Annotated in this window: 25 protein-coding genes; 14 read left to right on the plus strand and 11 right to left on the minus strand. The window is 67.9% G+C overall.

Annotation, left to right across the window (positions count from 1 at the left end; all coding sequences use genetic code 11):
* Positions 1-10 precede the first annotated feature (10 nt).
* Together ACWF82_RS28210 and ACWF82_RS28215 are read right to left on the minus strand one after the other, a co-directional pair.
* The gene (locus ACWF82_RS28210) at positions 11-4,231 is read right to left on the minus strand and encodes a molybdopterin-dependent oxidoreductase (RefSeq protein WP_452505995.1); all 4,221 of its coding nucleotides are present in this window, start codon (positions 4,229-4,231) and stop codon (positions 11-13) included.
* Positions 4,228-5,457, minus strand: coding sequence for a molybdopterin-binding protein (locus ACWF82_RS28215; RefSeq protein ID WP_452505997.1), 1,230 nt, complete (start codon positions 5,455-5,457; stop codon positions 4,228-4,230). Before ACWF82_RS28215 ends, ACWF82_RS28210 begins: the two co-directional genes overlap by 4 nt.
* Before the next feature lie 235 nt (positions 5,458-5,692).
* On the opposite strand from ACWF82_RS28215, the gene ACWF82_RS28220 reads away from it, so the two are divergent.
* Positions 5,693-6,061 (plus strand): gamma-glutamylcyclotransferase family protein, encoded by a 369-nt coding sequence (locus ACWF82_RS28220; protein WP_452505999.1) that lies wholly within the window; start codon positions 5,693-5,695, stop codon positions 6,059-6,061.
* Here ACWF82_RS28220 and ACWF82_RS28225 read toward each other — a convergent pair.
* From ACWF82_RS28225 to ACWF82_RS28255, 7 genes are all read right to left on the minus strand, one after another.
* Positions 6,049-7,098, minus strand: a complete 1,050-nt coding sequence (locus ACWF82_RS28225) for an ABC transporter ATP-binding protein (RefSeq protein ID WP_452506001.1) — start codon at positions 7,096-7,098, stop codon at positions 6,049-6,051. The two genes, ACWF82_RS28220 and ACWF82_RS28225, sit on opposite strands and share 13 nt — an antisense overlap.
* On the minus strand, positions 7,095-7,907 hold the full coding sequence (modB, locus tag ACWF82_RS28230; protein WP_452506003.1) for a molybdate ABC transporter permease subunit: 813 nt from the start codon (positions 7,905-7,907) through the stop codon (positions 7,095-7,097). Before modB ends, ACWF82_RS28225 begins: the two co-directional genes overlap by 4 nt.
* Entirely contained in the window at positions 7,904-8,686 is a 783-nt protein-coding gene (modA, locus tag ACWF82_RS28235) for a molybdate ABC transporter substrate-binding protein (RefSeq protein WP_452506005.1), read from the minus strand. The genes modB and modA overlap by 4 nt, the downstream gene beginning before the upstream one ends.
* Before the next feature lie 11 nt (positions 8,687-8,697).
* Positions 8,698-9,096, minus strand: a complete 399-nt coding sequence (locus tag ACWF82_RS28240; RefSeq protein ID WP_452506007.1) for a TOBE domain-containing protein — start codon at positions 9,094-9,096, stop codon at positions 8,698-8,700.
* Between the two features lie 89 nt (positions 9,097-9,185).
* Positions 9,186-10,244, minus strand: a complete 1,059-nt coding sequence (locus tag ACWF82_RS28245; RefSeq protein WP_452506009.1) for a fused (3R)-hydroxyacyl-ACP dehydratase subunits HadA/HadB — start codon at positions 10,242-10,244, stop codon at positions 9,186-9,188.
* Positions 10,245-10,328: 84 nt separating this feature from the next.
* Positions 10,329-11,168 carry a DUF1206 domain-containing protein gene (locus ACWF82_RS28250; protein WP_452506011.1) on the minus strand — a complete coding sequence of 280 codons (840 nt, stop codon included), beginning with the start codon at positions 11,166-11,168 and terminating at the stop codon, positions 10,329-10,331.
* Positions 11,169-11,179: 11 nt separating this feature from the next.
* Positions 11,180-11,353, minus strand: a complete 174-nt coding sequence (locus tag ACWF82_RS28255; protein ID WP_452506013.1) for a CsbD family protein — start codon at positions 11,351-11,353, stop codon at positions 11,180-11,182.
* A gap of 212 nt (positions 11,354-11,565) precedes the next feature.
* On the opposite strand from ACWF82_RS28255, the gene ACWF82_RS28260 reads away from it, so the two are divergent.
* Entirely contained in the window at positions 11,566-13,470 is a 1,905-nt protein-coding gene (locus ACWF82_RS28260) for an alkyl/aryl-sulfatase (protein WP_452506015.1), read from the plus strand.
* A gap of 10 nt (positions 13,471-13,480) precedes the next feature.
* Here the strand turns inward: ACWF82_RS28260 and ACWF82_RS28265 are convergent, their stop codons facing one another.
* Entirely contained in the window at positions 13,481-14,494 is a 1,014-nt protein-coding gene (locus ACWF82_RS28265) for a crotonase/enoyl-CoA hydratase family protein (RefSeq protein ID WP_452506017.1), read from the minus strand.
* A 121-nt stretch (positions 14,495-14,615) separates the two neighbouring features.
* Between ACWF82_RS28265 and ACWF82_RS28270 the strand changes: the two genes are divergently transcribed.
* Both ACWF82_RS28270 and ACWF82_RS28275 read left to right on the plus strand, forming a co-directional pair.
* Positions 14,616-15,215 (plus strand): TetR/AcrR family transcriptional regulator, encoded by a 600-nt coding sequence (locus tag ACWF82_RS28270; protein WP_452506019.1) that lies wholly within the window; start codon positions 14,616-14,618, stop codon positions 15,213-15,215.
* A gap of 51 nt (positions 15,216-15,266) precedes the next feature.
* Complete coding sequence (locus tag ACWF82_RS28275; protein WP_452506021.1) at positions 15,267-16,088, plus strand: class II glutamine amidotransferase; 822 nt, start codon at positions 15,267-15,269, stop codon at positions 16,086-16,088.
* A 20-nt stretch (positions 16,089-16,108) separates the two neighbouring features.
* On the opposite strand, the gene ACWF82_RS28280 is transcribed toward ACWF82_RS28275, so the two are convergent.
* Positions 16,109-16,420 carry an amphi-Trp domain-containing protein gene (locus ACWF82_RS28280; protein ID WP_452506023.1) on the minus strand — a complete coding sequence of 104 codons (312 nt, stop codon included), beginning with the start codon at positions 16,418-16,420 and terminating at the stop codon, positions 16,109-16,111.
* A 271-nt stretch (positions 16,421-16,691) separates the two neighbouring features.
* On the opposite strand from ACWF82_RS28280, the gene ACWF82_RS28285 reads away from it, so the two are divergent.
* From ACWF82_RS28285 to ACWF82_RS28330, 10 genes are all read left to right on the plus strand, one after another.
* Complete coding sequence (locus tag ACWF82_RS28285; protein ID WP_452506025.1) at positions 16,692-17,261, plus strand: TetR/AcrR family transcriptional regulator; 570 nt, start codon at positions 16,692-16,694, stop codon at positions 17,259-17,261.
* Between the two features lie 73 nt (positions 17,262-17,334).
* Complete coding sequence (locus tag ACWF82_RS28290) at positions 17,335-18,357, plus strand: medium chain dehydrogenase/reductase family protein (RefSeq protein WP_452506027.1); 1,023 nt, start codon at positions 17,335-17,337, stop codon at positions 18,355-18,357.
* 28 nt (positions 18,358-18,385) lie between these two features.
* On the plus strand, positions 18,386-18,982 hold the full coding sequence (locus ACWF82_RS28295; RefSeq protein ID WP_452506029.1) for an ABC transporter permease: 597 nt from the start codon (positions 18,386-18,388) through the stop codon (positions 18,980-18,982).
* Positions 18,983-19,271: 289 nt separating this feature from the next.
* Complete coding sequence (locus ACWF82_RS28300; RefSeq protein ID WP_452506031.1) at positions 19,272-19,964, plus strand: TetR/AcrR family transcriptional regulator C-terminal domain-containing protein; 693 nt, start codon at positions 19,272-19,274, stop codon at positions 19,962-19,964.
* A gap of 121 nt (positions 19,965-20,085) precedes the next feature.
* On the plus strand, positions 20,086-21,288 hold the full coding sequence (locus ACWF82_RS28305) for a fatty acid desaturase family protein (RefSeq protein ID WP_452506033.1): 1,203 nt from the start codon (positions 20,086-20,088) through the stop codon (positions 21,286-21,288).
* Between the two features lie 27 nt (positions 21,289-21,315).
* Positions 21,316-22,167, plus strand: a complete 852-nt coding sequence (locus ACWF82_RS28310; protein WP_452506035.1) for an SDR family NAD(P)-dependent oxidoreductase — start codon at positions 21,316-21,318, stop codon at positions 22,165-22,167.
* Positions 22,168-22,240: 73 nt separating this feature from the next.
* Positions 22,241-22,597, plus strand: coding sequence for an ArsR/SmtB family transcription factor (locus tag ACWF82_RS28315; RefSeq protein WP_452506037.1), 357 nt, complete (start codon positions 22,241-22,243; stop codon positions 22,595-22,597).
* On the plus strand, positions 22,594-23,325 hold the full coding sequence (locus ACWF82_RS28320) for an aquaporin (RefSeq protein ID WP_452506038.1): 732 nt from the start codon (positions 22,594-22,596) through the stop codon (positions 23,323-23,325). Before ACWF82_RS28315 ends, ACWF82_RS28320 begins: the two co-directional genes overlap by 4 nt.
* Before the next feature lie 13 nt (positions 23,326-23,338).
* The gene (locus tag ACWF82_RS28325) at positions 23,339-23,752 is read left to right on the plus strand and encodes an arsenate reductase ArsC (protein ID WP_452506040.1); all 414 of its coding nucleotides are present in this window, start codon (positions 23,339-23,341) and stop codon (positions 23,750-23,752) included.
* Positions 23,753-23,798: 46 nt separating this feature from the next.
* Positions 23,799-24,467, plus strand: coding sequence for a PAS and ANTAR domain-containing protein (locus ACWF82_RS28330; RefSeq protein ID WP_452506042.1), 669 nt, complete (start codon positions 23,799-23,801; stop codon positions 24,465-24,467).
* Positions 24,468-24,551: the final 84 nt, after the last annotated feature.

Below are 24,551 nucleotides of genomic sequence, written 5' to 3' on the forward strand. Positions count from 1 at the left end.
CCGGTTCCGGTCAGTACACGTCGCGGACATAGCGTTTGTCCGTGGCGAGCTTCTTCACGTAGGCATCGGCTTCCTCGGTGGTCAGGCTGCCGTGGTGGGACACGATTTCGCGGAGTGCGACGTCGACGTCCTTGGCCATTCGTGCCGCGTCCCCGCAGACATAGAAGTGGGCTCCGTTTTCGAGCCAGCCCCACACCTGTGCACCGTGTTCACGCAGCCGGTCCTGGACATAGATCTTGGCTCGCTGATCGCGGGAGAAGGCGACGTCGAGTCGGTCGAGGACACCGTTGGCCTGCAGTTCGCCGAGTTCTTCCCGGTAGTAGAAGTCGGTGGCTTGATGTTGTTCGCCGAAGAACAGCCAGTTCGCGGCCTGGTCGCCGCGGGCACGACGATGTTCGAGGAAACCGACGAACGGCGCGACCCCGGTGCCTGGTCCGACCATGATGGCCGGGGTCGCCGGATCATCTGGTGGCCGGAAGTGCGGGGCGGGCTGAACATGGAGAACCAGCGGCTGTTCGAGCTCGGCGTCGGCGAGGTAGGCCGAGCAGAGTCCGCCGCGCGGCCGGCCGGCCGGGCTGTCGTAGCGGATCACCGAGACGGTGGTCCGCACGATGGCCGGGTCGACCAGTGGGCTGGACGAGATCGAATACAGCCGGGGCTGAAGGCGTTTGAACAGGGTCGCCCACTGCTGTGGGTCCGCTGCCAAGGCGAATTCGGTCGCGATGTCGACCGGTTGGCGGCCCCACAGCCATTTGGCCAGTTCACCTTTGTTGTCGGGTCGCAGCAGTGTTTTCATCTGTCGGTCCCCGGTCTGCTCGGCGACGAAGCGCAACAGCTCCGTCGTGGGCCGGGTGAGATCGAGGTAGCCCTCGAGCGCGATCGACAGCGGCATCGGGCCCGCTGTGGGGACCTCGATGACCGCCGCGGGATCCATTCCGGTGACGGCGAGGAATTCCCAGACCAGGCCGAGGTCGTTGGCGGGGCGCACGCCGAGGGCGTCGCCGACGTCGTAGCGCAGGTCGGAACCGGTGAGGTCGAAGGTGAACTGGCGCACCTCTTTCTGCGCGCCGGACAGGCTCAGCAATCGGTTGCCGACCAGGCGGCCTGTCGGTGTCTCGGTGCGGATATCGGTTCGGGTGGTCCCCGGCCCCGGCCGTGGAGCGGGATCGGGCGTGGCAAGGGGAACCGCCGTCGACTCCGCCGCGAGCCGCGTCACTGCCAGGGCGGGCAGCAACTGGTCGAGCCAGGCCCGCGCGGTGTCCTCGAAGTCGGGTTCGCAGTCGACGCGATCCAGTAGCCGTTCGGCGCCCAGGGCGGCGAGCCGCTCGTCCAAGCGCTTGCCGTGGCCGCAAAAGGCGTCGTAGTTGGAGTCACCGAAGGCCAGGACGGCGAATCGGAACCCGATCAGTGCCGCGTCACCGGCGGCGGCCAGTGATTCCCAGAACTCGGCACCGTTGTCTGGGGCGTCACCGTCACCGAAGGTGCTCGACACGACAACGAGATCGCATCCTGGCGGAAGTTCACCCGCCACAACGGAATCCATGCTGTGAACCTGCGGCGTGCGGCCGGTGCCCACCAACGCGGGAACGGCGGTGCCTGCGACGAAGTCCTCGGCGTTGCCGGTCTGCGAGGCCCACAACACCACCAACGGCCGCACCGCGGTCTCCGCAGGCGCGGAGTCGGCGACCTCGACCGGGCGGGTGTGTTCGACGGCGGTCCCGAGCTGGTAGGTCACGCTCTGATGCGGCCCGAAAACCCCAGCCAGCATCCCGTTCACCCAGGACGTGGCCTGTGTCGGTAGTGGTGCGCTCGGTGGCAGCACCGGCAGTACAGCCACGTCGAGGCGATCGATGCCGGACAGGAACCCGGCAAGGTAGGCCCGGTCGGTGTCCGACAGTGCCGGAACGGCCAGGTCACCAAGGCCGAGCGCGGCGGCGGCATCGGCCACCGAGCCTGCCGATGCCCTGACGCCGGGCACGGTCACCGGCGGCGCGGTGGTGGGTGCCGGTGGTGCGGATGCGGAGTCGACGATGGCGGGGCCGTCGGCAGTGGGCTCGACGACGATCGGCGCGGGCACCTTCATCAGCCGCACTGCGCAGACTTTGAATTCGGGCTGCTGGGAGATCGGGTCGACGGCGTCGTTGGTGACGGCGTTGACAGCCCGGTATTCGCCGAACAGGTCGTTCCAGTGGAACGGGGCGAACACATCCCCCACCCGTACGCGGTCGGTGACGACGGCGGGCAGCACCGCGCGACCGCGTCGCGAGGCGACCTCGACCCAGTCACCGGCCGACACATCGAGCCGGGCGGCGTCTTCGGGATGGACTTCGACGAACGGGCCGGGATTGAGCTTGTTGAGCTTGGCGATCTTGCCGGTCTTGGTCAGGGTGTGCCATTGATGCTGCACGCGACCGGTATTCAGCACGAACGGGTAGTCGTCGTCGGGGAGCTCGGCCGGTTCCAGATTCGGCCGGGCGAAGAACGCCGCCCGGCCGGACGCGGTCGGGAACCACAGCCGTGGCGTGGTCCCGTCCTCGCGGGTGCGTAGTTCCTGGCTGATCCCGTCGTTGCGGTAGCGGATGGGATTGCGGCGCGGGCCGTCCGGGGCGACCGGCCACTGCACCGAGCCTTCCCGCAGCCGGTCGTAGGTGGCGCCGCGCAGGTCGTAGCCGGTGCGTGGATTCCAGGCCTGTTTGATCTCCTCGAAGATCTCCTCGGCACTGTTGTAGGTGAATGCCTCGGAATAGCCCATCGCGCAGGCGATTCGGGCGATGATCTGCCAATCCGGGATGGCCTGGCCGGGTGCCGGGAGGGTTTTGGGGATCAAGGTGAGATTGCGTTCGGAGTTGATCATCACCCCTTCGCCTTCGATCCACAGCGTCGCGGGCAGGATCACATCGGCGTAGGCGTTGGTCTCGGTCTCGGCGAACACATCCTGGGTGATCACCAGCTCCGCGGCTTCCAGCCCGGCCAGCACGGTCTTGCGGTTCGCCACTGTCGCAACAGGATTGGTGCAGATGATCCAGCATGCCTTGATCTCGCCCGCCGCCATGCGCGCGAACATGTCGATGGTGCCGCTGCCGACCTCGGTGCGCAGCGTGCCCGCGGGCACCTGCCACAGTTTCTCGATGAACTCGCGATCGCTCTCGACCTGGACCGACCGCTGTCCCGGCAAACCCGGTCCCATGTACCCCATTTCGCGCCCGCCCATCGCGTTGGGCTGACCGGTGAGGGAGAACGGGCCGCTGCCGGGACGGCAGATCGCACCGGTGGCCAGGTGCAGGTTGATCAGGGCGTTGGAGTTCCAGGTGCCGTGGGTGGACTGGTTCAATCCCATTGTCCAGCAGCTCATCCACTCCCCCGCTGTGCCGATCAGCTCGGCGGCGCGGCGCAGGTCCTCGACGGCGATTCCGGTCAGTGCGGCGACGGTCGCCGGGGTGTAATCGGCGAGGAATTCGGGCATTCCCGCCCAGCCCTCGGTGAACTCGGCGATGAACTCCTCGTCGACGTGCCCGCTTTCGACGAGCAGGTGCAGCAGGCCGTTGAGCAGTGCCAGGTCACTACCCGGCGTGACCTGGAGGAACAGGTCGGCTTTGTCGGCGGTCGCCGTCCGGCGGGGATCGACCACGATCAGCTTGGCACCGGCCTTGACGCGATCCATCATGCGCAGGAACAGGATCGGGTGGCAGTCGGCCATGTTCGCGCCGATCACGAAGAACACGTCGGCGTGATCGAAGTCCTCGTAGGAACCGGGCGGGCCGTCCGAGCCGAGCGACAGCTTGTAGCCGCTGCCCGCGCTGGCCATACACAACCGCGAGTTCGACTCGATCTGGTTGGTCCCGATGAACCCCTTCGCCAGTTTGTTCGCCAGGTATTGGGCTTCCAGCGTCATCTGACCCGAGACGTAGAGCGCCACCGCGTCGGGGCCGTTGGTGTCGATCAGCTGCCTGAGCCGCTGTGCCGTGTCGGCGATGGCGGCGTCCACCGGTCGCGCGACCGGCTCGGCACCACGCTCGGCGCGCACGAGTGCGGTGTCGAGGCGGCCGTCGACACCGAGCAGGTCGAGGTGGCTGCCGCCCTTGGTGCACAGGCGTCCACCGTTGGCCGGATGTTGTTTGTCGCCAGGGGCTTTGCGTACGCGCGTGGCGCCGTCGGGACCGGTCTCGACCTCGAGCGCGATGCCACAGCCGACGCCGCAGTAGGAGCACACCGTGCGGATCGGTTCGGTCATCGCGGCAGCGGGATCAGTTCGGCGAGCGCGCCACGGGTACCGCCCGGCGGTAACAGCGCGAGAGCTTGTGCCTCGACCAGGTGGGCCAGGTGCGGGATGCCGACCGGGCCGGTGGCCCGCCATACCCCGCCACCGACCTGTCCGACCGGAACGACTTCGGTCAGGTCCTCGGTCGCGGCGGATCGGTCGACCAGGCGCCCGAGCATCGGCGCCACCGGATCACGCGCGGTCAACGCCGCCAGCACGCACCGTCCCGTCACCATGAGCGCGGCGATCGCTTCGAACGGATCAGCCGGTGCCGCGAGCAGCGTGCGCCCATCGGGCAGCCGGGCCAGGAGCTGTTTGCCACCGGGACGCATCCGGACACCATCGACGATGATGTCGGCGGCGATCTCGGCCAGCAGGAAACGGACTTCCTCGAGCGCGCCTACGACAACCACGACCTCGGCTTCGGTCGGTAGCGTGAACCACGAGCGCAGCAATTCGCCGTCGCTCATCTGCCACACCTTCCCGGACCGGATATCGCACGCCCGCAGGAAATCCGAGATCACGGGGGCGACCGCATCGGGCGCCCACCGCGCGCTGCGGTTGATGCCCCGACCCAATCGGCCACCGGCGACGAGCACATCGGCCGACAGCGGGCCGCGCACCGCGGCGTGACCGACCTGTGCGCTCGAGCCGACCGAGACCACCGCGGGGCCGACCCGGACACCGGCCGAAGCCAGCACCATTCCCGCGTGCCACTGCGCACCACGGACCAGGGTGTCGTCGGACTTCGGCGCTCCCGCGGCTCGCATCAGCACCGCCCGGCCCAGGACGCGTGCGAACTCCACGTGAGAGTCGCGGATCACGGCGGTGGTGCACAGCGGTGTCGGTGTCCCTGCCGTGATCCGTGCGGCTTCCCCCACCGCGAGCGCCGGCGTCGTCGAGCTCACTTTCCCTGCTCGGACCACCCAGTACGGACCGGGACCGCTGACGGCGTAGCCATCGCGCGCCGCGGCGTCGACGGAGGGTTCGGCGGTCTGGGCCTGCAGCGGCCGCGCCAAGGTCGCGCCGACCGCGTCGCAGAGCAGTCGAGTCGTCGGTGCGACCGGGTGCAGTCCGCGCCGGATCGCCGGCGCCAGGTCCGGGACCGAGATCTGCGGGACGCATTCCGGTACCGGATCCGCGGTGGTTTTCCCCACGGCACCGGCCGCGACCTGCTCCAACCCATCGACTCCGACCATGCCAATATCCTCATTATCGGATATTTCTGGCCAATATCACCGCAATTGCTCGTTCATCACCGACTTCTCACCCGCACTTGCCAACCACTGTGCGGTCGCTCGGGCGACGGCCTCGAATCGCGAGGTCACGGCCGGTATTGCCTGGGCGCCATCGGCGCAAAGGTGAGCGAACACCGCAGAAGAGGAGACTCAGATCACGTTCGGCCGCGGATGCGGATCTGCTTGAGTCGACACTATGACCGACATCCTGCTGTTCTCCTACGGAACCTTGCGTCAACCCGAAGTGCAGCGCACCGTGTTCGGCCGCGAGCTCGACGGCCGACCCGACGCCATCGCCGGATACCGGCTCGGTGAAGTGACCATCACCGATCCGGCGGTCATCGCGACCAGCGGCAGCGCCGTCCACCCCGTGCTGCTGCCCGCCGCTGCGGAATCCGGGGTTCCTGGGGCCGTATTCACCCTCACCACAACGGATCTCGCGGCCGCCGACGCCTATGAAGTCGACGACTACACCCGGGTTCTGCTGCCGCTGCGCTCAGGCGCGAAGGCCTGGGTATACGTCCTGGCGGCCGAGGCTCCGGCCGGTGTCGATCACGCCGGATAGGTGTGGATTTCGGTCGCTTTCACCGATGCCCACAGCTGGGAGCCGCTGTGCAGGCGCAGGTCCGCGACGGTGGCCGGGGTGACCTCGGCCAGGACGGCCGGGGTGCCCGACAGCCGGACCCGAGTGGTGTGCGCGTGCTGTTCGAGGCCGGTGACGGTGACCTGCCAGGTGTTTCGTGGACTGCCGCTGGGGCGTTCCGGGTACAGGCTCACCGCGGTGGGAGCGAAGGCGAGGTGGACGGCGCCGTGCGCGGGTTCGGCGACCGTGAAGACCGCGCCGCCGCCGAGATCGACCGAGTTTCCCTGTGCCGTGCCCTGATACAGGTTCAGCCCGACCAGGTCGGCGACATAATCGGTGCGCGGCCTGCGGGCGACATCGGTCGGCGCACCCTCCTGGACGATGGCGCCGTTCTCGACGATGATCAGCCGGTCTGCCAGCACCATCGCGTCGAAGGGATCGTGGGTGACCAGGACGGTGTGCCCGGGGTAGTCGGCGAGGTGATGGGCCAGTTCGGCCCGCACTTGCAGTCTAGTGCCCGCGTCGAGCGCGGCGAGCGGCTCATCCAGCAGCAGCAGCCGCGGGTCGGTGGCCAGCGCACGCGCCAGCGCGACCCGCTGGGCCTGACCGCCCGACAGCGCACGGGGTCTCGCGTGCAGATGGGCACCGAGGCCGACTCGTTCGAGCCAGCGCGCTGCCTGTTCGCGCGCCTCGGTGCGGTGCTGTCCGCGAGCACGCAGGCCGAACGCGACATTCTCCTGTGCGCTCATGTGCGCGAACAGCAGATAATCCTGGAACACGACGCCGATTTCACGGCGTTCCGCCGGGACGAACCGGTCCGGTGGGGCGTCCCAGACGTGGTCGTCGAGGACGATCCGCCCTTCGTTCAACGGGGTGAGCCCGGCCAGGGCCCGCAGGGCGGTGGACTTGCCCGCGCCGTTGGGTCCCAGCAGCGCGACGACCTCGCCCCGGGCGACCTCGATGGCGATGTCGAGCTCGAAAGACTCACGGGTGATACGGATTTCGGCGTTCAGGGTCACAGGGGGCCTCGCGTCCACCGGTCTCGCAGCGCGGCGAGCACGGCCACCGACACCGCGAGCAGTACGACACTGAGCACGATCGCGTCCTCGGGATCGGTTTCCAGGGCGAGATACACCGCCAGCGGCATGGTCGTGGTCGTGCCGGGGAAACTACCGGCGAACGTGATCGTCGCGCCGAACTCGCCGAGGGCGCGAGCCCAGCACAGCACCGCACCCGCCACCACTCCGGGCATCACCGAGGGCAACGTGACCCGGCGGAAGGTCAGCCACCGCGACGCCCCGAGTGTCGCGGCCGCTTCCTCATACCTCGGATCCGCCCCGCGCAGCGCGCCCTCGACCGCGATCACCAGGAACGGCATCGCGACGAACGCCTCGGCCACGATCACCCCGGCGGTGGTGAACGGCAACGAGAACCCGAACCACTCGTAGAGGTACCGGCCGACCAGTCCGCGCCGCCCCAGCACCAGCAGCAACGCCACACCGCCGACCACCGGTGGCAGTACCAGCGGCACCGTGACCAGCGCGCGCACGAACCCGAGGCCGGGCACATCGCCACGCGCGAGCAGCCACGCCAGCGGGATACCGAGCACCAGGCACACCACGGTCGCCGAGGTGGCGCAGACCAGCGACAGCCGCAGCGCCTGGCCGACCTCGGCGCTGGCCAACCGCTCGGGCAACGTCCGCCACGGCGCGCGCAGCAGCATCCCCAGGAGCGGCAGGGTCAGGAAGACCACACCGCACACGGCGGGCACCATCAGGATCAGCGGACGCCGACCCGTTGCCGCCCGCCGTCGTGCGACCCGGGTCACGGGGTGTCGAATCCCGCCTCGGTGAAGACCGCGCTGGCCTGGTCCGAGCCGATGAACTCGACGAACGCGGCAGCGGCGGCGGCATTGGGTGCCTTGGCCAGCGGCGCGACCGGGTAATCGTTGACAGCCTTGCCCGACTCGGGGAAGTCGATGCCCTGCACCTTGGTCCCGGCGGCCTGCACATCGGTGCGGTAGACCAGCGCGGCGTCGACCTCGCCGAGGGTCACCTTCGTCAGCACGGCCTTCACATCGGATTCGCGGGTGTCGGGCTGCGGGCTGACACCCGCGGCTTCGAACACCGTCTTCGCCGCGGCACCGCACGGAACCTGCTCGGCACACAGCGCGATCTTGGGCTCGGTCTTGCCGAAGTCCGCCAAACCGGTGATGTGCGCGGGATTGCCCGCGGGCACGGCGATCTCGAGACGGTTACGCACGAAGGTCACCGGTTTGGCGGTGACCTCACCGGCGTCGACGACCTGCTGCATGTTCTTCGGCGCCGCCGAGGCGAACACATCGACCGGCGCACCCTGCTTGATCTGCTCGGCCAGCGCCGAACTGGCGCCGAAGTTGTAGACCACCTTCACGCCGGGATGCGCCGCCTCGAACTGCTTGCCCAGCTCGGTGAAGGTCTCGGTCAGCGACGCCGCCGCGAAGACGGTGACGGTCCCGGTGACCTCGCCCCCCGCGGCGGCCGGCTCATCGGCCTTGTCGGTCCCACAGCCGACCGCGGCCAGCGCCACCACGCCGGCTACCGCGAACGCGCGCACCGTACGAATCATGTTCAACCTCATCAGCTTTCCGGGATATCTACAACAACATGAGTCGACTTGACCGAGGCCACCGCGACACTGCCGACCTCGAGACCGAGCTCGTCGACAGAATCGCGACTCATCAGCGACACCAGCCGGAACGGCCCGGCCTGCATCTCGACCTGGGCCATCACGGTGTCCTTGACGATCCGCGTGACGATCCCGCGCATCCGGTTCCGCGCCGAGCTCGCGACGGTGGTTCCCGGATCGGGCGCGTCCGCGCCCTCCCGCAGGAACTCCGCCAGCTCCCGCCCGTCGACACCCTTGCGACCGCTGTCGAGCTGAATCGCCGTAAGCCTGCCCTGGTCGATATACCGGCGCACCGTGTCATCACTGACACCCATCAAGGCAGCTACTTCACTGATCCGCAGATTCGACACGACGTGCAGCATATTCGGAGCAGATGCGGGACGCGAGCCCAGGATCGTCCCGGGGATGCGAAATTAACCCGGCACGTGGGCAGGAGTCGTCACGCCGCGGGGAGGCGGACCGTGGCCGTCGCGCGGCCGAAGATCCTGCGTCCCTCGCACTTGGCGGTGATGGCAACGACGGCCGTCCGGCTTTGCGGATCGACGGACTTCACTGTTCCCGAGAACTCGATGGTCGCGCCCGCGCTCGTGACGTAGACCGGGCTGGTGAAACGGACCGCGCATTCGATGACGGCGCCGGGGTCACCGAGCCATGCGGTGAGGTAGCCCGCTCCCAGGCCGATCGTCAGCATGCCGTGGGCGACCGGGGCGTCCAGGTTCACCGCGTGTGCGGCTTCGGGGTGCCAGTGGATGGGGTTCGGGTCGCCCGCCACACCGGCGTAGTTGACCAGGTCACCGGGGGTGAGTGAAACGAGTCGCGGTGGGAGTTGATCGCCCACCGAGACCGACTCGAAGGCGAGCGCATGGCTGCCCGCGCCCGGCTCGACTTGCGGATGAGGCTCCGGACGCGGTTCATCGGTCGCTCGCAGTGCCAGGACGGTACCCGACCTGACGTCCCGGAAACCCTGTGTCACCAGCTTGTCGCCGAACGGAATCGCGCTCGTATCGGCTGCGGATCGACCGACGAAACTCGTCCGCGAGATGATCGCCACCTTGCCGTCCTGGTCGGTGATCACGGTCTTGAACTCGAAGAGTTCGCCGCCGAAAGCTTGGCGGAACGACTCGAGACCGACGTCGAAGGACAGGACGTCACCGGACCGAATCGGCTCGTAGTAGTTGATGACCTGATCGGTTTGCATGATCTGGCTCAGGTCGTAGCCACCGGCGACAGCGTCGAACATCGCGAGCTGAGCGTGGAAGGCGGGGATCGAGAAGAACGTCAGCGGCGCGATCAGCCCGCCGTAGCCGTACTCCACACCCGCCGGTTCCGACCAATGCACCGGGTGCGTGTCCTGGACAGCGCGCGCGAACTCACGGATCTTCTCCCGCCCCACGACATAGACGTCCTCGGCGCGATAGCTGCACCCCACCATGCTCGATACCCGCTCCGCGGAATTCGCGCCCGGTGCATCCACGGCCTTTCCGCTGGTCGTCCCCATGGGCAGAAAGACTAGTAGCCGTTGGTCTTTCGATCGTGGCACCCGGGTTCGGAGTGTCGACCACCGCGACGGCGGCCGAGACGGCTACATCTTGGTGTAGCGGGCCATGGCGAAACTGTAGAAGCCATAGGTGATGATGCCAAGACCCGCCGCGATCAGCAGAGCCGCGCCGAAGGGCTGGGCCCCGAGGGTTTTGAACGCGCCGTCGAGACCGGTGGCTTCCCCGGGTTCGGATCGGCTGACCGCGAGGATCACCAGCAGACCGATCGCGGCGATGGCCAGCCCTTTCGCGATGTAGCCGACCGTGCCGAGCCGGCGGACCAGGTCGCTGGTTGCGCCTTTCAGGTCGTCGAGGAAGTTCTGGGTCGCGCCCTTGTAGACGTGATAGCCGCCGATCGCGATGATGATCAGCCCGGCGGCGACGAGCGCGATCGTGCCCGCGGTGGATTGCATCATGCGAGCGGTGATCCCCGTGCTCTGCTCGCTGCTCGACTTGCCACCGCCCCGGGCGAATCCGAAGGCGGAGAATGCGAAAGCGAGATAGACGACGGCCAGGGAGAATGCCTTGACCCGGTTGAAGGCTTCGGATTTCTTGTTGTCGGCGTCAGGTTCGGACGCGCTGCCCAGCGCCGCTTCGGCGAACCGCCACAGCGCCATCAGCGTGAACGCGACGACGCCGACCCAGAGCGCGAAGACACCACCGGGCTTGGCAGCCAGCTCCGCCATGGCCCCGGATTGGTCGGTGGTTCCCCCGCCGCCGCCGAGCGCGATCCGGATGGCGATATAGCCGATGATCAGGTGCACGATGCCGCTCATCACGAAGCCCGCGCGGGCGAATCGTTCGAAGACGCTGTTCTGAACCACCCGGGCGACGGCCGTGGACGAGCTGTCGTAGGACGGCCGGGAGGCGGCGTTGTCAGGCATCGTGCCGGAATCTAGCGTTTGAAGGCGTCTTTGATCTTGGCGCCGGACTGTTTCAGGTTGCCCTTGACTTGGTCGGCCCAGCCTTCGGCCTCGAGGCTCCGGTTGTGCGTGGCTCTGCCGAATACCCTCTTCATCCTGCCCTTGGTGGCCTCGGCGGAGTGCGCGATCTTCTTGCTGATACTCATGGCGGTGCCACTTCTTCCTCGGGCTTCCGGCCGGCGGCGACCAGGCCGCCGACGGGCACTGTGACACCAAGTCTTCGCCGCGATCCCACCGGCGTCAACGGCTAGAGAGTTCCGTGGAGGGGTGGCGGGAGTTCATCCGGGACGGGTGATGTGGGGCCGGTCCTGCCGGGCCACGATCGGGGAAAGGCCGTCATTCCTCGACAGGAGCGCCCATGTGCCGATCGGCGAAGCCCGCCACCGCTGCGACGGCGGAGATCAATCACGCGGCTACCCGGCTCTACGACCTGGACAACAGGGCCGATTTCAGCGATGCGCGGCGCGGACTGATCGCGCCGCTGCCCGGCCCGGTGTATTCCGCCGCGGACAGCGCGAAGGTGGTCTTCGACCCGGCCGAATTCGACTACCTGCGCGACGACCCGCCGACTCCGGACACGGTGAACCCGAGTCTGTGGCGGCAGTCGCAGCTGATCAGCGCCGGTGGCCTGTTCGAGGTGACCAAGGGCGTCTACCAGGTACGGAACAACGACATCGCGAACCTGACCGTGGTCGAGGGCGACGACGGCATCATCGTCATCGACTGCATGGCGGGCGTCGAGTCCGCGAAACAGGCCATGGCGCTGATCCGCGAGCACGTCACCGACAAGCCGGTGCGGGCCGTGATCTACACCCACACCCATATCGATCACTACGGCGGCGTGAAGGGCGTGGTGTCGGCCGAGGACGTGGCCTCGGGGAAGGTGCCGATCATCGCGCCGGGATACCAGTTCGACAAGTTCGCCATCGGTGAGAACGTGGTCGCCGGAAATGCGATGGCGCGCCGCAGTTTCTACGCGTTCGGTTCGATGCTGCCGCCCGGCCCGCGGGGTTTCGTCACCTGCGGCATCGGTATCGCCGCCACCCAGGGGCCGGAAATCTCCTATATCTCGCCGACGGATCTGATCACCGAAACCGGGACGCGGCGCGAGATCGCGGGGATCGAATTCGAGTTCCTCTACGCCCCCGACACCGAGGCGCCCGAGGAGATGCACATCTGGATCCCGCAGCTCAAGGCCCTGACCTGTGCGGAGAACGCGAACCACAGCCTGCACAACATCCAGACCCTGCGTGGCGCGCGCACCCGCGACGCCCGCAATTTCGCCCGCTATCTCGACGAGACCCTGGAACGCTGGGGCGACGAGGCCGAGGTGCATTACGGGCCGCACACCTGGCCGGTGTGGGGCAACGACAAGGTCACCGCGTTCCTCGAATCCCAGCGTGATACCTACAAATACATCCACGACCAGGCGCTGCGCCTGGCCAACAAGGGCTACACACCGCTGGAAGCGGCCGAGGTGATCGAGCTCCCGGACGAACTCGGCCGCAACTGGGCCAACCGCGGATACCACGGCACCCTGCACCACGATGTCCGCGCGGTGTACACCAAGGAACTGGGCATGTGGGACGGCGACCCGGTCTCGCTACATCCGCACCCGCCGGTCGAGTCGGCCGAGCGATTCGTCGAGTTCGCCGGCGCCGACAACATTCTCGCCGAGGGGCAGCGCGCGATCGATGCCGCCGACTACCGGTGGGCGGCCGAGATCCTGCACAAGCTGGTGTTCGCCCAGCCGGACAATCAGCGGGCCAAGGACCTGCAGGCCGATGCCTACGAGCAGATGGGTTACCAGGCCGAGGGGCCGCAGTGGCGTGGCATCTTCCTGTCCGCGGCGCTGGAATTGCGCGAGGGCACGCAGCCGCCGCCGTATGTGACGGCCAGCCAGGACTCGATCCTGGCCATGCCGATCGAGATCCTGTTCGACTTCGTCTCGGTGCACATCATCGGCGACAAGGCGGCGAGCGTGGATCTGCGGATGGACTTCGACTTCACCGACGCCGGTGAGCAGTGGACGATGTGGGTCCGGCGCGGGGTGCTCAATGCCCGGCGCGGCAAGTCCGGTGACGCGCAGCTGACGGTGCGAGGCCCGAAGGTCTTCCTGACCTCGGTCCTGCTCAAACCCGAGACCGCGGCGAAACTGGTCGAGGGCGGCAAGATCACCGTCGACGGCGACAGCACGGTGCTCGACACGTTCGGGACCCTGCTCGACGAATTCGACCCGGCCTTCCCCATCGTCACGCCATGACCGCCGCGGATCAGCGCTCGAACTGGTCGCGTTTGTGGTCGCCGTACGGGTCGTCGCGTTCGCGGACCGCTTCGCGGAAACCGGCTGTGGCGGCGCGCATCTGGAAGGCGTAGCCCTCGCGGGTGTGGCGGGAGATGCCGTCGAAGACGGTGCTGACCATGGCCGAGTTGGCGACGCCCTGGGTGTGCAGGGCCGAGTTGAGCGCGAGTTTGGCCATCATGAGCTGGTTGACCGGCATCCGGGCGATGCGCTGCACCAGGGCTTCGGTGCGGTCGTCGAGTTCGTCGGCGGGCCAGGATTCGACCGCGAGACCCCATTCGGCGGCTTGCTTGCCGCTGATGCAGTCGCCGGTGAACAGCAGGCGCTTGGCGCGCTGATCGCCGAGGCGATGTGCCCACATGCCCGCGGCGGGGATGCCCCAGACGCGGGTGGGCGGATAGCCGATCTTGGTGTCGTCGGCGCAGATGATCTGGTCGGCGTGCAGGGCGATGTCGGTGCCGCCCGCGATCGCGAAGCCGTGCAGTTTCGCCACGGTCGGCTTGTTCGCGTGCATGAGGCTGGCGAATCCCTTGGTAAACCTGCTCATCATGGCGAAGTCGATCATCGGGTCCCAGATGCCCTGTGGATTGTGGTTGACGGCGTTGACCACCGGATCGAGCACGGTGCCGGTGACCTCGTCCGGACCGTCCGCGCCCGCGAAGCCCTGCTCGGCGAACATGTCCAGGTCGTAGCCGCCGCAGAACCCTTTGCCGCGCCCGGACACCACGATGACGTGCACGCGCGGATCCAGGTCGGCCCGCTCCACCGCGTGCGCCAGATCCCGCGGGGTGTACGGGGTGATCGCGTTGCCCTTGTCCGGGCGGTTGAAGGTGATCCTGGCGATCCGTCCGTCCCGCTCGTAGGTGAGTGTGGAGTACTCGCGCTCGAAGTCCGGATCAGGGCGATGCCGCCACGGCGAATCGGGGCCTTCGGTCCAGTTCTCGTACCAGGGCGCGGGCTGGTCGCCGGAGTTGCTGTTCGACACGGTGGGGTCCTTCTGGATTCGAGGTGCCGGGATGGAGAATCTGTCGAAAGCATGGCGGGTCGGAGCATTGACAGTCAATAGTGACTGTGAAATCGTCGGCCGACGACGAGAAGGGCCCGAGTTGGCAACGCGCGAAGAACAGAAGCAGGCCACCCGCGCCCGCATTCTCGACGCGGCGACCGACCTGCTGGTGCGGCGCGGCTACTCCGCGCTGACCACCGTCGCCGTCCAGGAAGCGGCCGGACTCAGCCGCGGCGCGCTGCTGCACCACTTCCCGACCATCGCCGAACTGTCGAAAGCCCTGGTGCAGAACCTGGTCCAGCGCAACGAACAGGCGGCGCTGGCCGCCGCGGCGCGGTTCGACGCGGATGCCGACCCGGTCGACCGGGCACTGGCGGCCCTCTACGAGTCGATGACCCGCCCCGCCGCCCAGGCCGAACTGGAACTCTGGGCCGCCGCCCGCACCGACCCGGATCTGGCCGCCGCACTCCAGCACGCGGAACGCGCCGCCGGCCGCGACCTCGTCCGCGTCGTCGACGCACTGTTCGGCCCCGAGGCAGTGGCCAACCCGCGCTATCCGGTGGTCCGCGATCTCACGATCACCGTGCTGCGCGGCACCGTGGCAGGCCGGGTGTTGCGTACCTCCGAGAAATCGGCCCGTGCCACCCTGCGCGAGTGGGCAGCCATCGTCCGGACAATGCTCGCCGACGCGGCAACCTGACAGCTATCGCCGGCGGTGCCGTTCTGCTTGAATGGATTCATGTGCCGGTGGATGGCGTACTCGGGTGAGCCGATCCTCGCCGAGGATCTGTTGTTCCGCCCTGAACACTCCCTGATCGACCAGAGTCTGCACTCACGTCTGGGCGCGACCACCACCAACGGCGACGGCTTCGGTGTCGGCTGGTACGGCATCGGCCCCGAGCCCGCAGTGTTCAAGAGCATCGAACCAGCCTGGAACGATCGCAATCTGCGGGAGATCGCGGGGCAGGTCCGCACACCGATGCTGCTCGCGCATGTTCGAGCCTCGACCGGGACGGCGGTGCAACGCAGCAACTGTCACCCGTTCCGGCACGGACGGTGGTTGTGGGCGCACAACGGCGCCCTGCGCGGCTTCCACGAGACCCGGCGTGACCTGCTGGCGGCGGTCGAGCCTGCGCTCTTCGCCGAGATCGAGGGTTCGACGGACTCCGAAACCCTGTTCTACCTGGCTTTGACGTTCGGTCTCGTCGACGATCCCTTCGGTGCTGTCGCCCGTGCGGTCGGTTTCGTCGAGGACGTCGGGCACGCGTACGGAGTCGACCATCCGGTGCAGATGACCGTCGCGACAACCGACGGCGAATTCCTGTGGGTCTTCCGCTATTCCAGCGAGCGGCAATCGCGGTCGCTGTTCTTCTCGACCGAACTGGACGCGTTGCGGGCACTGCACCCCGAGGTCGAGGTATTGCGCGAGCTGGGCTCCGAGACCCGATTCGTGGTCTCGGAGCCGCTGCGCGACCTGCCGGGCGCGTGGAACGAAATGCCGGAATCGTCGGCGGGGGTGGTTGGCGCCGGTGCCGACTCGATCCGTTCCTTCGAGCCGATCTCACCGGGCTGAGCCCAGCACGAGATCGTGGACTATTTGGCGGGCGGTTTACGGGCCCGCGTACGACGGGTGGTTTTGGCCGGCGCCGCGGCTTTCGGTTCCGGCGGTGTCTCGACCGGGTCGTCGCGCCATTTGATCTCGATCTCGATTTCGGTCTCGGTCCCGTCGATCTCGATCTCGAATTCCCAGCTGACCCGGTCGGCGACGACGATTTCGAGCGAATAGCCCTCCGAGCCGAATTCCACCTCCGATCCGCCCGCAAGAGCCTTGCCTATCGCGATCAGCCGATCGGACACCTCTTTTCGGGAGAGTTCGGACTTTCTCTTGATCTCCAACTTCGGCATGACGACTCCTAGTTTTCGGCGGTACCGGACAACGCGAGATCGGTGTGAACTGCGCCGACGCCAGTCGGTATCAGCACCCCGCGCGGGGCGCTCGTGACATCGGGACCGCTCGTCCGCGACACCGGATCACTGCTCGGCGATCGGTGGGTACGCGCTCACCAACATGGATCGAGCGAACCACCCGCGGACTGGTCGCGACATCACCCGGAACGGGTGATCCCCGCACCGTCAGGGTTGACGTCGCGCAAAGAGTGAGTGTACGGTCACTCACATGAGCAAGAGCGGAGTCACCCTCTCCCGATCGGATCTGCGGCGTGATGCCGTTGTCGATGCCGCGATCATCGAGTTCGCCAGGACCGGTTATCACGGCACACCGATCAGCACGGTGGCGGCGACGGCTCAGATCTCGCCCGCGTACGTGTTCAAGCTGTTTCCCGGCAAGGTCGCATTGTTCGTCGCGGCGCTCGAGCGGTGCTTCGATCGCATCGTGGCGGCGATGTCGGCGGGCGCGGCGCGGTCGAATGCCGAGAGTCCCGAGCAGATCCTGTACGACATGGGTGGGGCCTACGCCGAGCTCATCGGCGACAAGAGCCTGCTGATGCTGCAGGTCCACGCGCAATCCGTGGCGGACGTGCCGGAAATCGGCGCGGCGATGCGGGACGGGCTGGCCAGGGTGACCGACCTCGCCAAGCAGCGCTCGGGCGCCGCGGACGAGTACGTCCAGCGGTTCATCGCCTTCGGGCAGCTCTGCCATCTGATCACCACCCTCGGCCTGGACGGCAACGACAGTCCCTGGGCCCAGATCGTCACCGCGGGCATTCGCCACCCCAACGCGCACTGACCCCCGACTGCCCCCTCGCGGGGCATTTTTTCGACCCATCGAGTGATTGACCAGTCACACACTAGGAGTTTTCATGTCCACCACCGCCACCGAAATCGTTCTGCCCGGCCGGGTCGAACCCGACGGCCTGCTGGTCACCCGGCGCGATCTGCCCGCGCCCGGCGCCGGGCAAGCCCTCGTCCGGGTAGAGGCGAGCGGTGTCTCGTTCGCCGAGCAGCAGATGCGGCGCGGCAAGTACTACGACCAGCCCGCCTTTCCCTTCGTGCCCGGCTACGACCTGGTCGGCACCGTCACCACGGTCGGAGCCGACGTCGACCCCGGCCTGATCGGCGCCAGGGTCGCCGCGCTGACCAAGATCGGCGGCTGGGCCAGCCATGCCGTGCTGGACGTGGCCGACCTGGTCGCGGTGCCCGCGGCGCTCGATGCCGCCGAGGCGGAAACCTTTGTCGTCAACGGGATCACGGCCTGGCAGATGCTCTTCCGGACCGCGAAGGTGCGGCCGGGGCAGACTGTGCTGGTGCACGGCGCCAACGGCGGGGTCGGCTCGACGCTCGTCCAGCTGGCCCGCGCCAACGGAATCCACGTCATCGGGACCGCGTCGGCGCGCAACGCCGAGGCAGTGCGGGCGCTCGGCGCGAGCTGGGTCGACTATCGCGGCGATGTGCCGCGGCAGGTTCGGGCCATCGCCCCCGACGGCGTCGACGCCGTGTTCGATCACGTCGGCGGCCCTGGCATCACCGACTCGTTCGCGCTGCTCGCGCCGCACGGCACGCTGGTCTCCTACGGCACCGCGGCCACCAAGAACGACGCGGGCAATTCGCGGCTGCCGGTGCTGAAGCTGCTCGGCCGGATCCTGCTGTGGAAGGTGCTGCCCAACAAGCGCGGTGCGCATTTCTTCAATCTGTGGGCAGGCAAGCGCGACCGGGCAGGCTTCCGTGCCCGCATCACCGAGGACCTGGGCCAGGTCTTCGATCTCGCCGCGCGGGGTGAGCTGCGCGCGCAGGTCGCCGCCCGCGTCCCGCTGGCCGAAGCGGCCCGCGCCGTGGAACTCGCCGAGTCGGGCACCGTCGTCGGCAAAGTCGTCATCGTCCCCTGAATCCCTACCACCGCACAGGAGAACCGTTATGTCCCAGCATGTTTCCACCACCGAGTCCCGGCCGTCCGCGCTGCGTGTGCTGCTCGACAACCGTCCGTCGTACCTGAGTTTCGGGATGGCGTGGCTGCTCGGCCACGGCGCGTATGCCCTGTCCCACGGCGACGACCCCGTCCTGCGGTTGCCCGCCGCGGTGCCGAGCGTGCTGCTGATCGCCGGGCTGGCCATCGCGATGGTCGTCACCAGCATCGTGACGATGAGGGCCCAGCGCGGTGTCACCGGCAAGGACGCGGTGGTCGGCAATCTGCTCGCCGTGTCCTGGCTGATCGGTTTCGGCGCGCTGTTCTTCGTCATCACCGCGCTGAGTTCGGCACTGGCACAGGATGATCTGAAGATGCTGCTGTGGCCGACCGGCTCCGGTCTCATCGTCGGCCTGCTCTACCTCGCCGGCGGCGCCGCTTACCGTGACGTCCTGCAATACGCCCTCGGCGCCTGGCTGGCTCTCACCTCCTCGGCCGCCCTGTTCCTCGACGGCGCGAGCCCCTACTGGGTCCTGGCCATCGCGGGCGGTGGCAGCTACCTGGTCGCCGCGGCACTGGAACCCCGCCGCCGCGCCATCGCCGCCTGAACGAAAGAAACCGCCGCCCCGCCCGGTCTCGCCGGGCGGGGCGTCACCGCTCGGACGGGGTCACCTGGCGGGGCGGCAGCCCGACTGACAGCACCGAGCACTCATGGCGCATAGTCAGCCGGTGCTGGGCGGATCGTGGGCGACTCGGCCTGCGGTATGCAGGAGCTGGGCGTCGGCGGCGATCACCAGCTCCGGGGACCTGCACCACTCAAGTAGACGCCGATATCCCACCCTTGTCAACGTTGTAGGTCTACACTGGCAACCACAACCAACAGACGGAGGTGCCGCCATGGCCGAGGATTCGACAGATGGCGCCCGCCGTCTCGGCAGCGTGGTGACCAGGGAGTCCGTACTGTCCGCCGCGCTCAGGATCGTCGATCGCGACGGCGTCGACGGGCTATCGATGCGTAGACTGGCCGAGGCTGTCGGGCGCGACCCGATGGTGATCTACCGGCACCTGCCGAACAAGGCCGCCGTGCTCGACGGCGTGGCCGAGCTGGTGTTCGAAAAGCTGGTGGTCGACGCGGACGACCCCGACTGGGCGGTACAGCTGCGCGCGGTCGCCCGCTCGTTCCGCGCGGTGGCGCTCGCGCACCCGAATGTCGTTCCGCTGTTGGTGACCCGGCCGTTGTCGACGCCGCTCGGCATGCGCCCGGTCGCGGTGGTCCGCCCGCTCGAGCACATCCTGCAGTTGCTCACCCGGGCCGGTTTCACCGGCGCCGACGCGCTGCACGTCTACCGCGCCCTGTTCGGTTTCCTCTACGGGCACGTGCTCAACGAGCTCCAGGAGGTGGTGGAGCGGCCGGAGGAATCCGACGAGGTCCTGCGCCTCGGCCTGCACCGGTTGCCGATCACCGAGTTCCCGCTGGTGCGCGAGCTCGCCCCGACGCTGGCCGCCTACGACGGCGCCGCCGAACTCGAGCGTGGCCTCGACATCCTGCTCACCGGCCTTGCGGCGACACTCCCCGACCCGGCCCTTTGACCCGGCTCACGCCGACCGCGTCACCCGGCGGGTTCCGTGGACGTCTATATCGTTCGTCTACGTTGTAGACGACTACTGTAGAAGTCCGTAGAATCGGGTCTACGACCAGCCGAGGACTCCCATGGCCATTACCGAAGTCGCCGTCTACGCGCACCTGAGCAGAGCCGATGTCGACGCGCTCGGCGAGGAACTCGATGCGATCCGCCGCAATATCGAGGACCGGCGCGGCACGCACGACGCCGACTACATCCGGCGCACGATCGCGTTCCAGCGCATCCTCGACGCGAGCGCGCGACTGCTGCTCGCCTGCACCGGGTCGCGGCTGGGCTGGCTGGCGGGCACCTCGGCGCTGGCCACCGCCAAGAGCGTCGAGAACATGGAGATCGGGCACAATGTGTCGCACGGCCAATGGGATTGGATGAACGATCCCGAAATCCATTCCCGCACATGGGAATGGGACATGGCCGGGGTGTCCGCGCAATGGCGGTACTCGCACAACTACCGCCATCACATGTTCACGAACGTGGTCGGCATGGACGACGACGTAGGATTCGGTGTCCTGCGCGTCACCAGGGATCAGCAGTGGCGCCCGCGCCTGCTCCTGCAGCCACTCCAGAACCTGTTCCTGGCAGCCACTTTCGAGTGGGGCATCGCCCTGCACGGCCTGTACTCCGAGCGCGACCGCGCGCCGACCGACGCCGAGAAGTCCGCGCACACCAGGGCCCTGGTCCGCAAGATCGGCAGGCAGGCCGCCAAGGACTACCTGTTCTTCCCCCTCCTCAGCAGACGGCACTGGCGGCGCACCCTCACCGCGGGCATCACCGCCAACGCGCTGCGCAACCTCTGGGCCTACGTCGTCATCTTCTGCGGCCACTTCCCCGACGGCGCCGAGAAATTCACCCCGGCCGCGATCGAGCACGAGACCCGCGGCGAGTGGTATCTGCGCCAGATGCTCGGCACCGCCAACTTCGACGCCGGGCCGGTGCTCGCCTTCCTCAGCGGCCATCTCTCGCATCAGATCGAACATCATCTGTTCCCCGACCTGCCCTGCAACCGCTACGCCGAGATCGCGGTGCGGGTGCGCGCGCTGTGCGACAAGTACGACCTGCCCTACACCACCGGCCCGCTGCCCCGGCAGTACCTGCTGAGCTTGCGCACCATCAACAAACTCGCCCTCCCCGACTCGTTCCTCCTCGCGAGCAGCGACGACGCACCCGAAACGGCCTCCGAACGCAAGTTCGCCACCACGGCGCCCACCGAGCCGGGACCGATCCGGCGCGGTCTGCGCACCGCGCTGCGCCGAGGCGCGATGGTGGACTCGTGACGGAACTGCGGAATACAATTCCGCTGTATGGCGACCAGCAGCGCGTCAGGCAAGATCGCAGTCGTGACCGGAGGTGCTTCCGGCATCGGAGCCGCGCTCGCCGGGGCCCTGACCGACGCGGGCGCCGAAGTATGGCTTGCCGATCGCCAGGGGGATGCCGCCGAGGAGCTGGCGCAACGTCTGCGCGGTCGCGGCGGGAAAGCGCACGCGCTCGAGGTCGATGTGCGCAGCTACCCGTCGGTCCAGCAAGCCGTCGACGAGACGGTGCGGCAGTCGGGGCGGATCGACTACCTGTTCAACAACGCGGGTATCGGGGTCGGCGGTGAGATCGACTCCTACTCACTCGATGACTGGAACGACGTCATCGACGTCAACCTGCGCGGCGTCGTCCACGGGATCCAGGCCGCCTACCCGGTCATGATCGACCAGCGCTCGGGACACATCGTGAATACAGCCTCGATCGCCGGGCTCATCACAACGGCGGGACAAGGCAGTTATTGCGCCACCAAGCATGCTGTCGTCGCCCTGTCGATGACGTTGCGCGCCGAAGCACAGCGGCACGGCGTGCAAGTGTCGGTGCTGTGCCCCGGTGTGATCCGGACCCCGATTCTGACCGGCGGCAAGTACGGCCGGATCAACATGAACGGCGTCAGCGAGGAGAAGATCCTCAGCTATTGGGAGCGGTTTCGGCCGCTCGCACCGGAGAAGCTCGCCGAACGCGCACTACATGGGGTGTTTCGCGGAGAGGCGATCATCGTGGTACCCAAGTGGGGGAAGATGCTCTGGTACCTGGAGCGAATCTCCCCGGCCCTCGGCCGGCAATTCGCGAAAGGCATGGTTACGCGCATCAGGCGCGATCTAGGGCCCGACATCTCCTGACCACACCGTCGGGGCGACATAGTTCACCAGCTGTTTGCTTGCCAATGGGTTCGATGTCCATCAATATCGATGAGTGTCGAATCCATCCCTGCCGCTGTCATCGCCGTGCGAGGTCGCCCCGCTTGCCAATGAACCGCTGTCCGCCGAATCGGCCGCCGAACTGGCGGGCGTGTTCAAGGCGCTGTCGGATCCGGTGCGGTTGCGGCTGCTGAGTCTGGTGGCGAGTCGCCAGGGTGGTGAAGCCTGTGTCTGCGATCTGTCGGCGGGGTTCGAGCTGAGTCAGCCGACGATTTCCCACCATTTGAAGGTGTTGCGCGAGGCCGGGCTGCTGTCGAGCGAGCGGCGCGGGTCCTGGGTGTATTACCGGATCGAACCGCAGTCGCTGGCGCCGCTGGCCCGGCTGCTCGACGGCACGGCCGTGGCGCGATGACCGATATTCGACGTCGGCTGCTGGCCGAATTCGTCGGCACCGCAGCGCTTGTCGCGATTGTCGTCGGGTCCGGGATCGCCGCCCAGCAGCTCACCGGCGATGTCGCCTTGCGGTTGCTGGCCAACTCGATCGCGACCGTGTTCGGGCTCGGCGTGCTGATCCTGGTGTTCGGACCCGTCTCCGGCGCGCATTTCAATCCCGTGGTCTCCCTTGCGGATTGGCTGCTCGGGCGACGGCACGGCACCGGTCTCGGCCTCGCCGGGGTCGCCGCCTACACGATCGCTCAGGTCACCGGTGCGATCTGCGGCGCCGTCCTGGCCAACATCATGTTCGACCTGGGCGCCTGGCAGATCGCCACCAACGACCGGATCACCACCGGACACCTGGTCGGCGAGGTCGTCGCCACGGCCGGGCTGATCGCGGTGATCTTCGCCCTCGCCCGCAGCGGTCGTGCCGCGCTGTCCGCCTGCGCGGTCGCGGCCTACATCGGCGCCGCCTACTGGTTCACCAGTTCCACCAGCTTCGCCAATCCCGCCGTCACCATCGGCCGGATCTTCTCCGACACCTTCGCCGGCATCGCGCCGGGGTCGGCGCCCGGCTTCGTCGTCGCACAAATCCTCGGTGCGGCACTGGGACTCGCGTTGATCGTCGCACTGTATCCACGCTCGGCGGCCGACGCCGCCGACAATGCCGTCGTCCCGCGCACCGCCGCGAGCTCGCACCACTGAAAGGGCACCTACCGTGTCGACCAAGCCCAGCGTGCTGTTCGTCTGCGTGCACAACGCCGGACGTTCCCAGATGGCCCAAGGCTTTCTGGCCCACCTCGCCGGTGACGCCGTCGAGGTGCGCTCGGCGGGCAGCGCCCCCGGCACCGCGCTCAACCCCGCCGCCGTCGTGGCCATGGCCGAGATCGGGATCGACATCACCGGTCAGTCGCCGAAGATCCTCACCCCCGACACCGTGGAAACCTCCACCGTCGTGATCACCATGGGGTGCGGGGACGCCTGTCCCTACTTCCCCGGCGTCGATTTCCGCGACTGGAAACTCGACGACCCGGCGGGCAAGGGCGTCGACGCGGTCCGGCCCATCCGCGACGAGATCCGGCGGCGGGTCGAGGCGCTGATCGCGGAACTGCTGCCCGACTCCGCCGACTGACACGCGATCCGTGTACAGCGGGTACCGGGCAGGGCAAGATAGTGCGGTGCGCGACGAGCCCAGGCTGACACCCGACGTTCCCGGGTCGAAACGAACAGGACGTTTCCGGTTCTGGCTGGCCGAGCAGCGCTGGGAGTGGTCCGACGAGGTCGCCGCGCTGCACGGATACACCCCCGGCACGGTGACTCCGACAACGGAACTGCTGCTGGCGCACAAGCACCCCGACGACCGCGCCGAGGTCGCCGACACGCTCGCCCAGGTCGTGAGCACCGGACTGCCGTTCAGCAGTCACCATCGCCTCGTCGACACCGCCGGCGCCGTCCGCCACGTGCTGGTCGTCGGAGATCAGATGCGTGATGACACCGGCATGGTGATCGGTACCGAAGGCTTCTACATCGATGTCACCGACACCGTCGACGAGGAACGCCGCGACACCATCGAGGAGGCGGTGCCGGAGATCGTCGCTGCCCGTGCGCTGATCGAGCAGGCCAAGGGCGCGTTGATGACGGTGTACGGCATCTCGGCCGAGCAGGCCTTCCGGGTGTTGCGCTGGCGTTCGCAGGAGACCAACACCAAACTGCGCGATCTCTGCGAGGCGCTGATGCCCGCGGTCGCCGCGCTCGGCGGCGCCGACGCGCCGACCCGCGCCCGCTTCGATCATCTGCTGCTCACCGTGCACGAGCGGGACGGCACAGCAGCGGGCCACCGGCCGTAGTCGGCCGGTGGGCCCCGCGAGTAGGGGGGTCACGGGCGGGATGCGGGGCTGAGCCTGGCCCCCCCCCCCAGGAAGATTCACCTT

The organism is Nocardia sp. NPDC055053 (assembly GCF_053608285.1).

What these genes read in the sequence shown, in the direction of transcription:
- ACWF82_RS28210 (WP_452505995.1), bottom strand. Translation starts at nt 4,231, where the DNA reads ATGACCGAACCGATCCGCACGGTGTGCTCCTACTGCGGCGTCGGCTGT.
- ACWF82_RS28215 (WP_452505997.1), bottom strand. Translation starts at nt 5,457, where the DNA reads ATGGTCGGAGTCGATGGGTTGGAGCAGGTCGCGGCCGGTGCCGTGGGG.
- ACWF82_RS28220 (WP_452505999.1), top strand. Translation starts at nt 5,693, where the DNA reads ATGACCGACATCCTGCTGTTCTCCTACGGAACCTTGCGTCAACCCGAA.
- modA (WP_452506005.1), bottom strand. Translation starts at nt 8,686, where the DNA reads ATGATTCGTACGGTGCGCGCGTTCGCGGTAGCCGGCGTGGTGGCGCTG.
- ACWF82_RS28245 (WP_452506009.1), bottom strand. Translation starts at nt 10,244, where the DNA reads ATGGGGACGACCAGCGGAAAGGCCGTGGATGCACCGGGCGCGAATTCC.
- ACWF82_RS28250 (WP_452506011.1), bottom strand. Translation starts at nt 11,168, where the DNA reads ATGCCTGACAACGCCGCCTCCCGGCCGTCCTACGACAGCTCGTCCACG.
- ACWF82_RS28255 (WP_452506013.1), bottom strand. Translation starts at nt 11,353, where the DNA reads ATGAGTATCAGCAAGAAGATCGCGCACTCCGCCGAGGCCACCAAGGGC.
- ACWF82_RS28260 (WP_452506015.1), top strand. Translation starts at nt 11,566, where the DNA reads ATGTGCCGATCGGCGAAGCCCGCCACCGCTGCGACGGCGGAGATCAAT.
- ACWF82_RS28275 (WP_452506021.1), top strand. Translation starts at nt 15,267, where the DNA reads ATGGCGTACTCGGGTGAGCCGATCCTCGCCGAGGATCTGTTGTTCCGC.
- ACWF82_RS28280 (WP_452506023.1), bottom strand. Translation starts at nt 16,420, where the DNA reads ATGCCGAAGTTGGAGATCAAGAGAAAGTCCGAACTCTCCCGAAAAGAG.
- ACWF82_RS28285 (WP_452506025.1), top strand. Translation starts at nt 16,692, where the DNA reads ATGAGCAAGAGCGGAGTCACCCTCTCCCGATCGGATCTGCGGCGTGAT.
- ACWF82_RS28290 (WP_452506027.1), top strand. Translation starts at nt 17,335, where the DNA reads ATGTCCACCACCGCCACCGAAATCGTTCTGCCCGGCCGGGTCGAACCC.
- ACWF82_RS28295 (WP_452506029.1), top strand. Translation starts at nt 18,386, where the DNA reads ATGTCCCAGCATGTTTCCACCACCGAGTCCCGGCCGTCCGCGCTGCGT.
- ACWF82_RS28300 (WP_452506031.1), top strand. Translation starts at nt 19,272, where the DNA reads ATGGCCGAGGATTCGACAGATGGCGCCCGCCGTCTCGGCAGCGTGGTG.
- ACWF82_RS28305 (WP_452506033.1), top strand. Translation starts at nt 20,086, where the DNA reads ATGGCCATTACCGAAGTCGCCGTCTACGCGCACCTGAGCAGAGCCGAT.
- ACWF82_RS28310 (WP_452506035.1), top strand. Translation starts at nt 21,316, where the DNA reads ATGGCGACCAGCAGCGCGTCAGGCAAGATCGCAGTCGTGACCGGAGGT.
- ACWF82_RS28320 (WP_452506038.1), top strand. Translation starts at nt 22,594, where the DNA reads ATGACCGATATTCGACGTCGGCTGCTGGCCGAATTCGTCGGCACCGCA.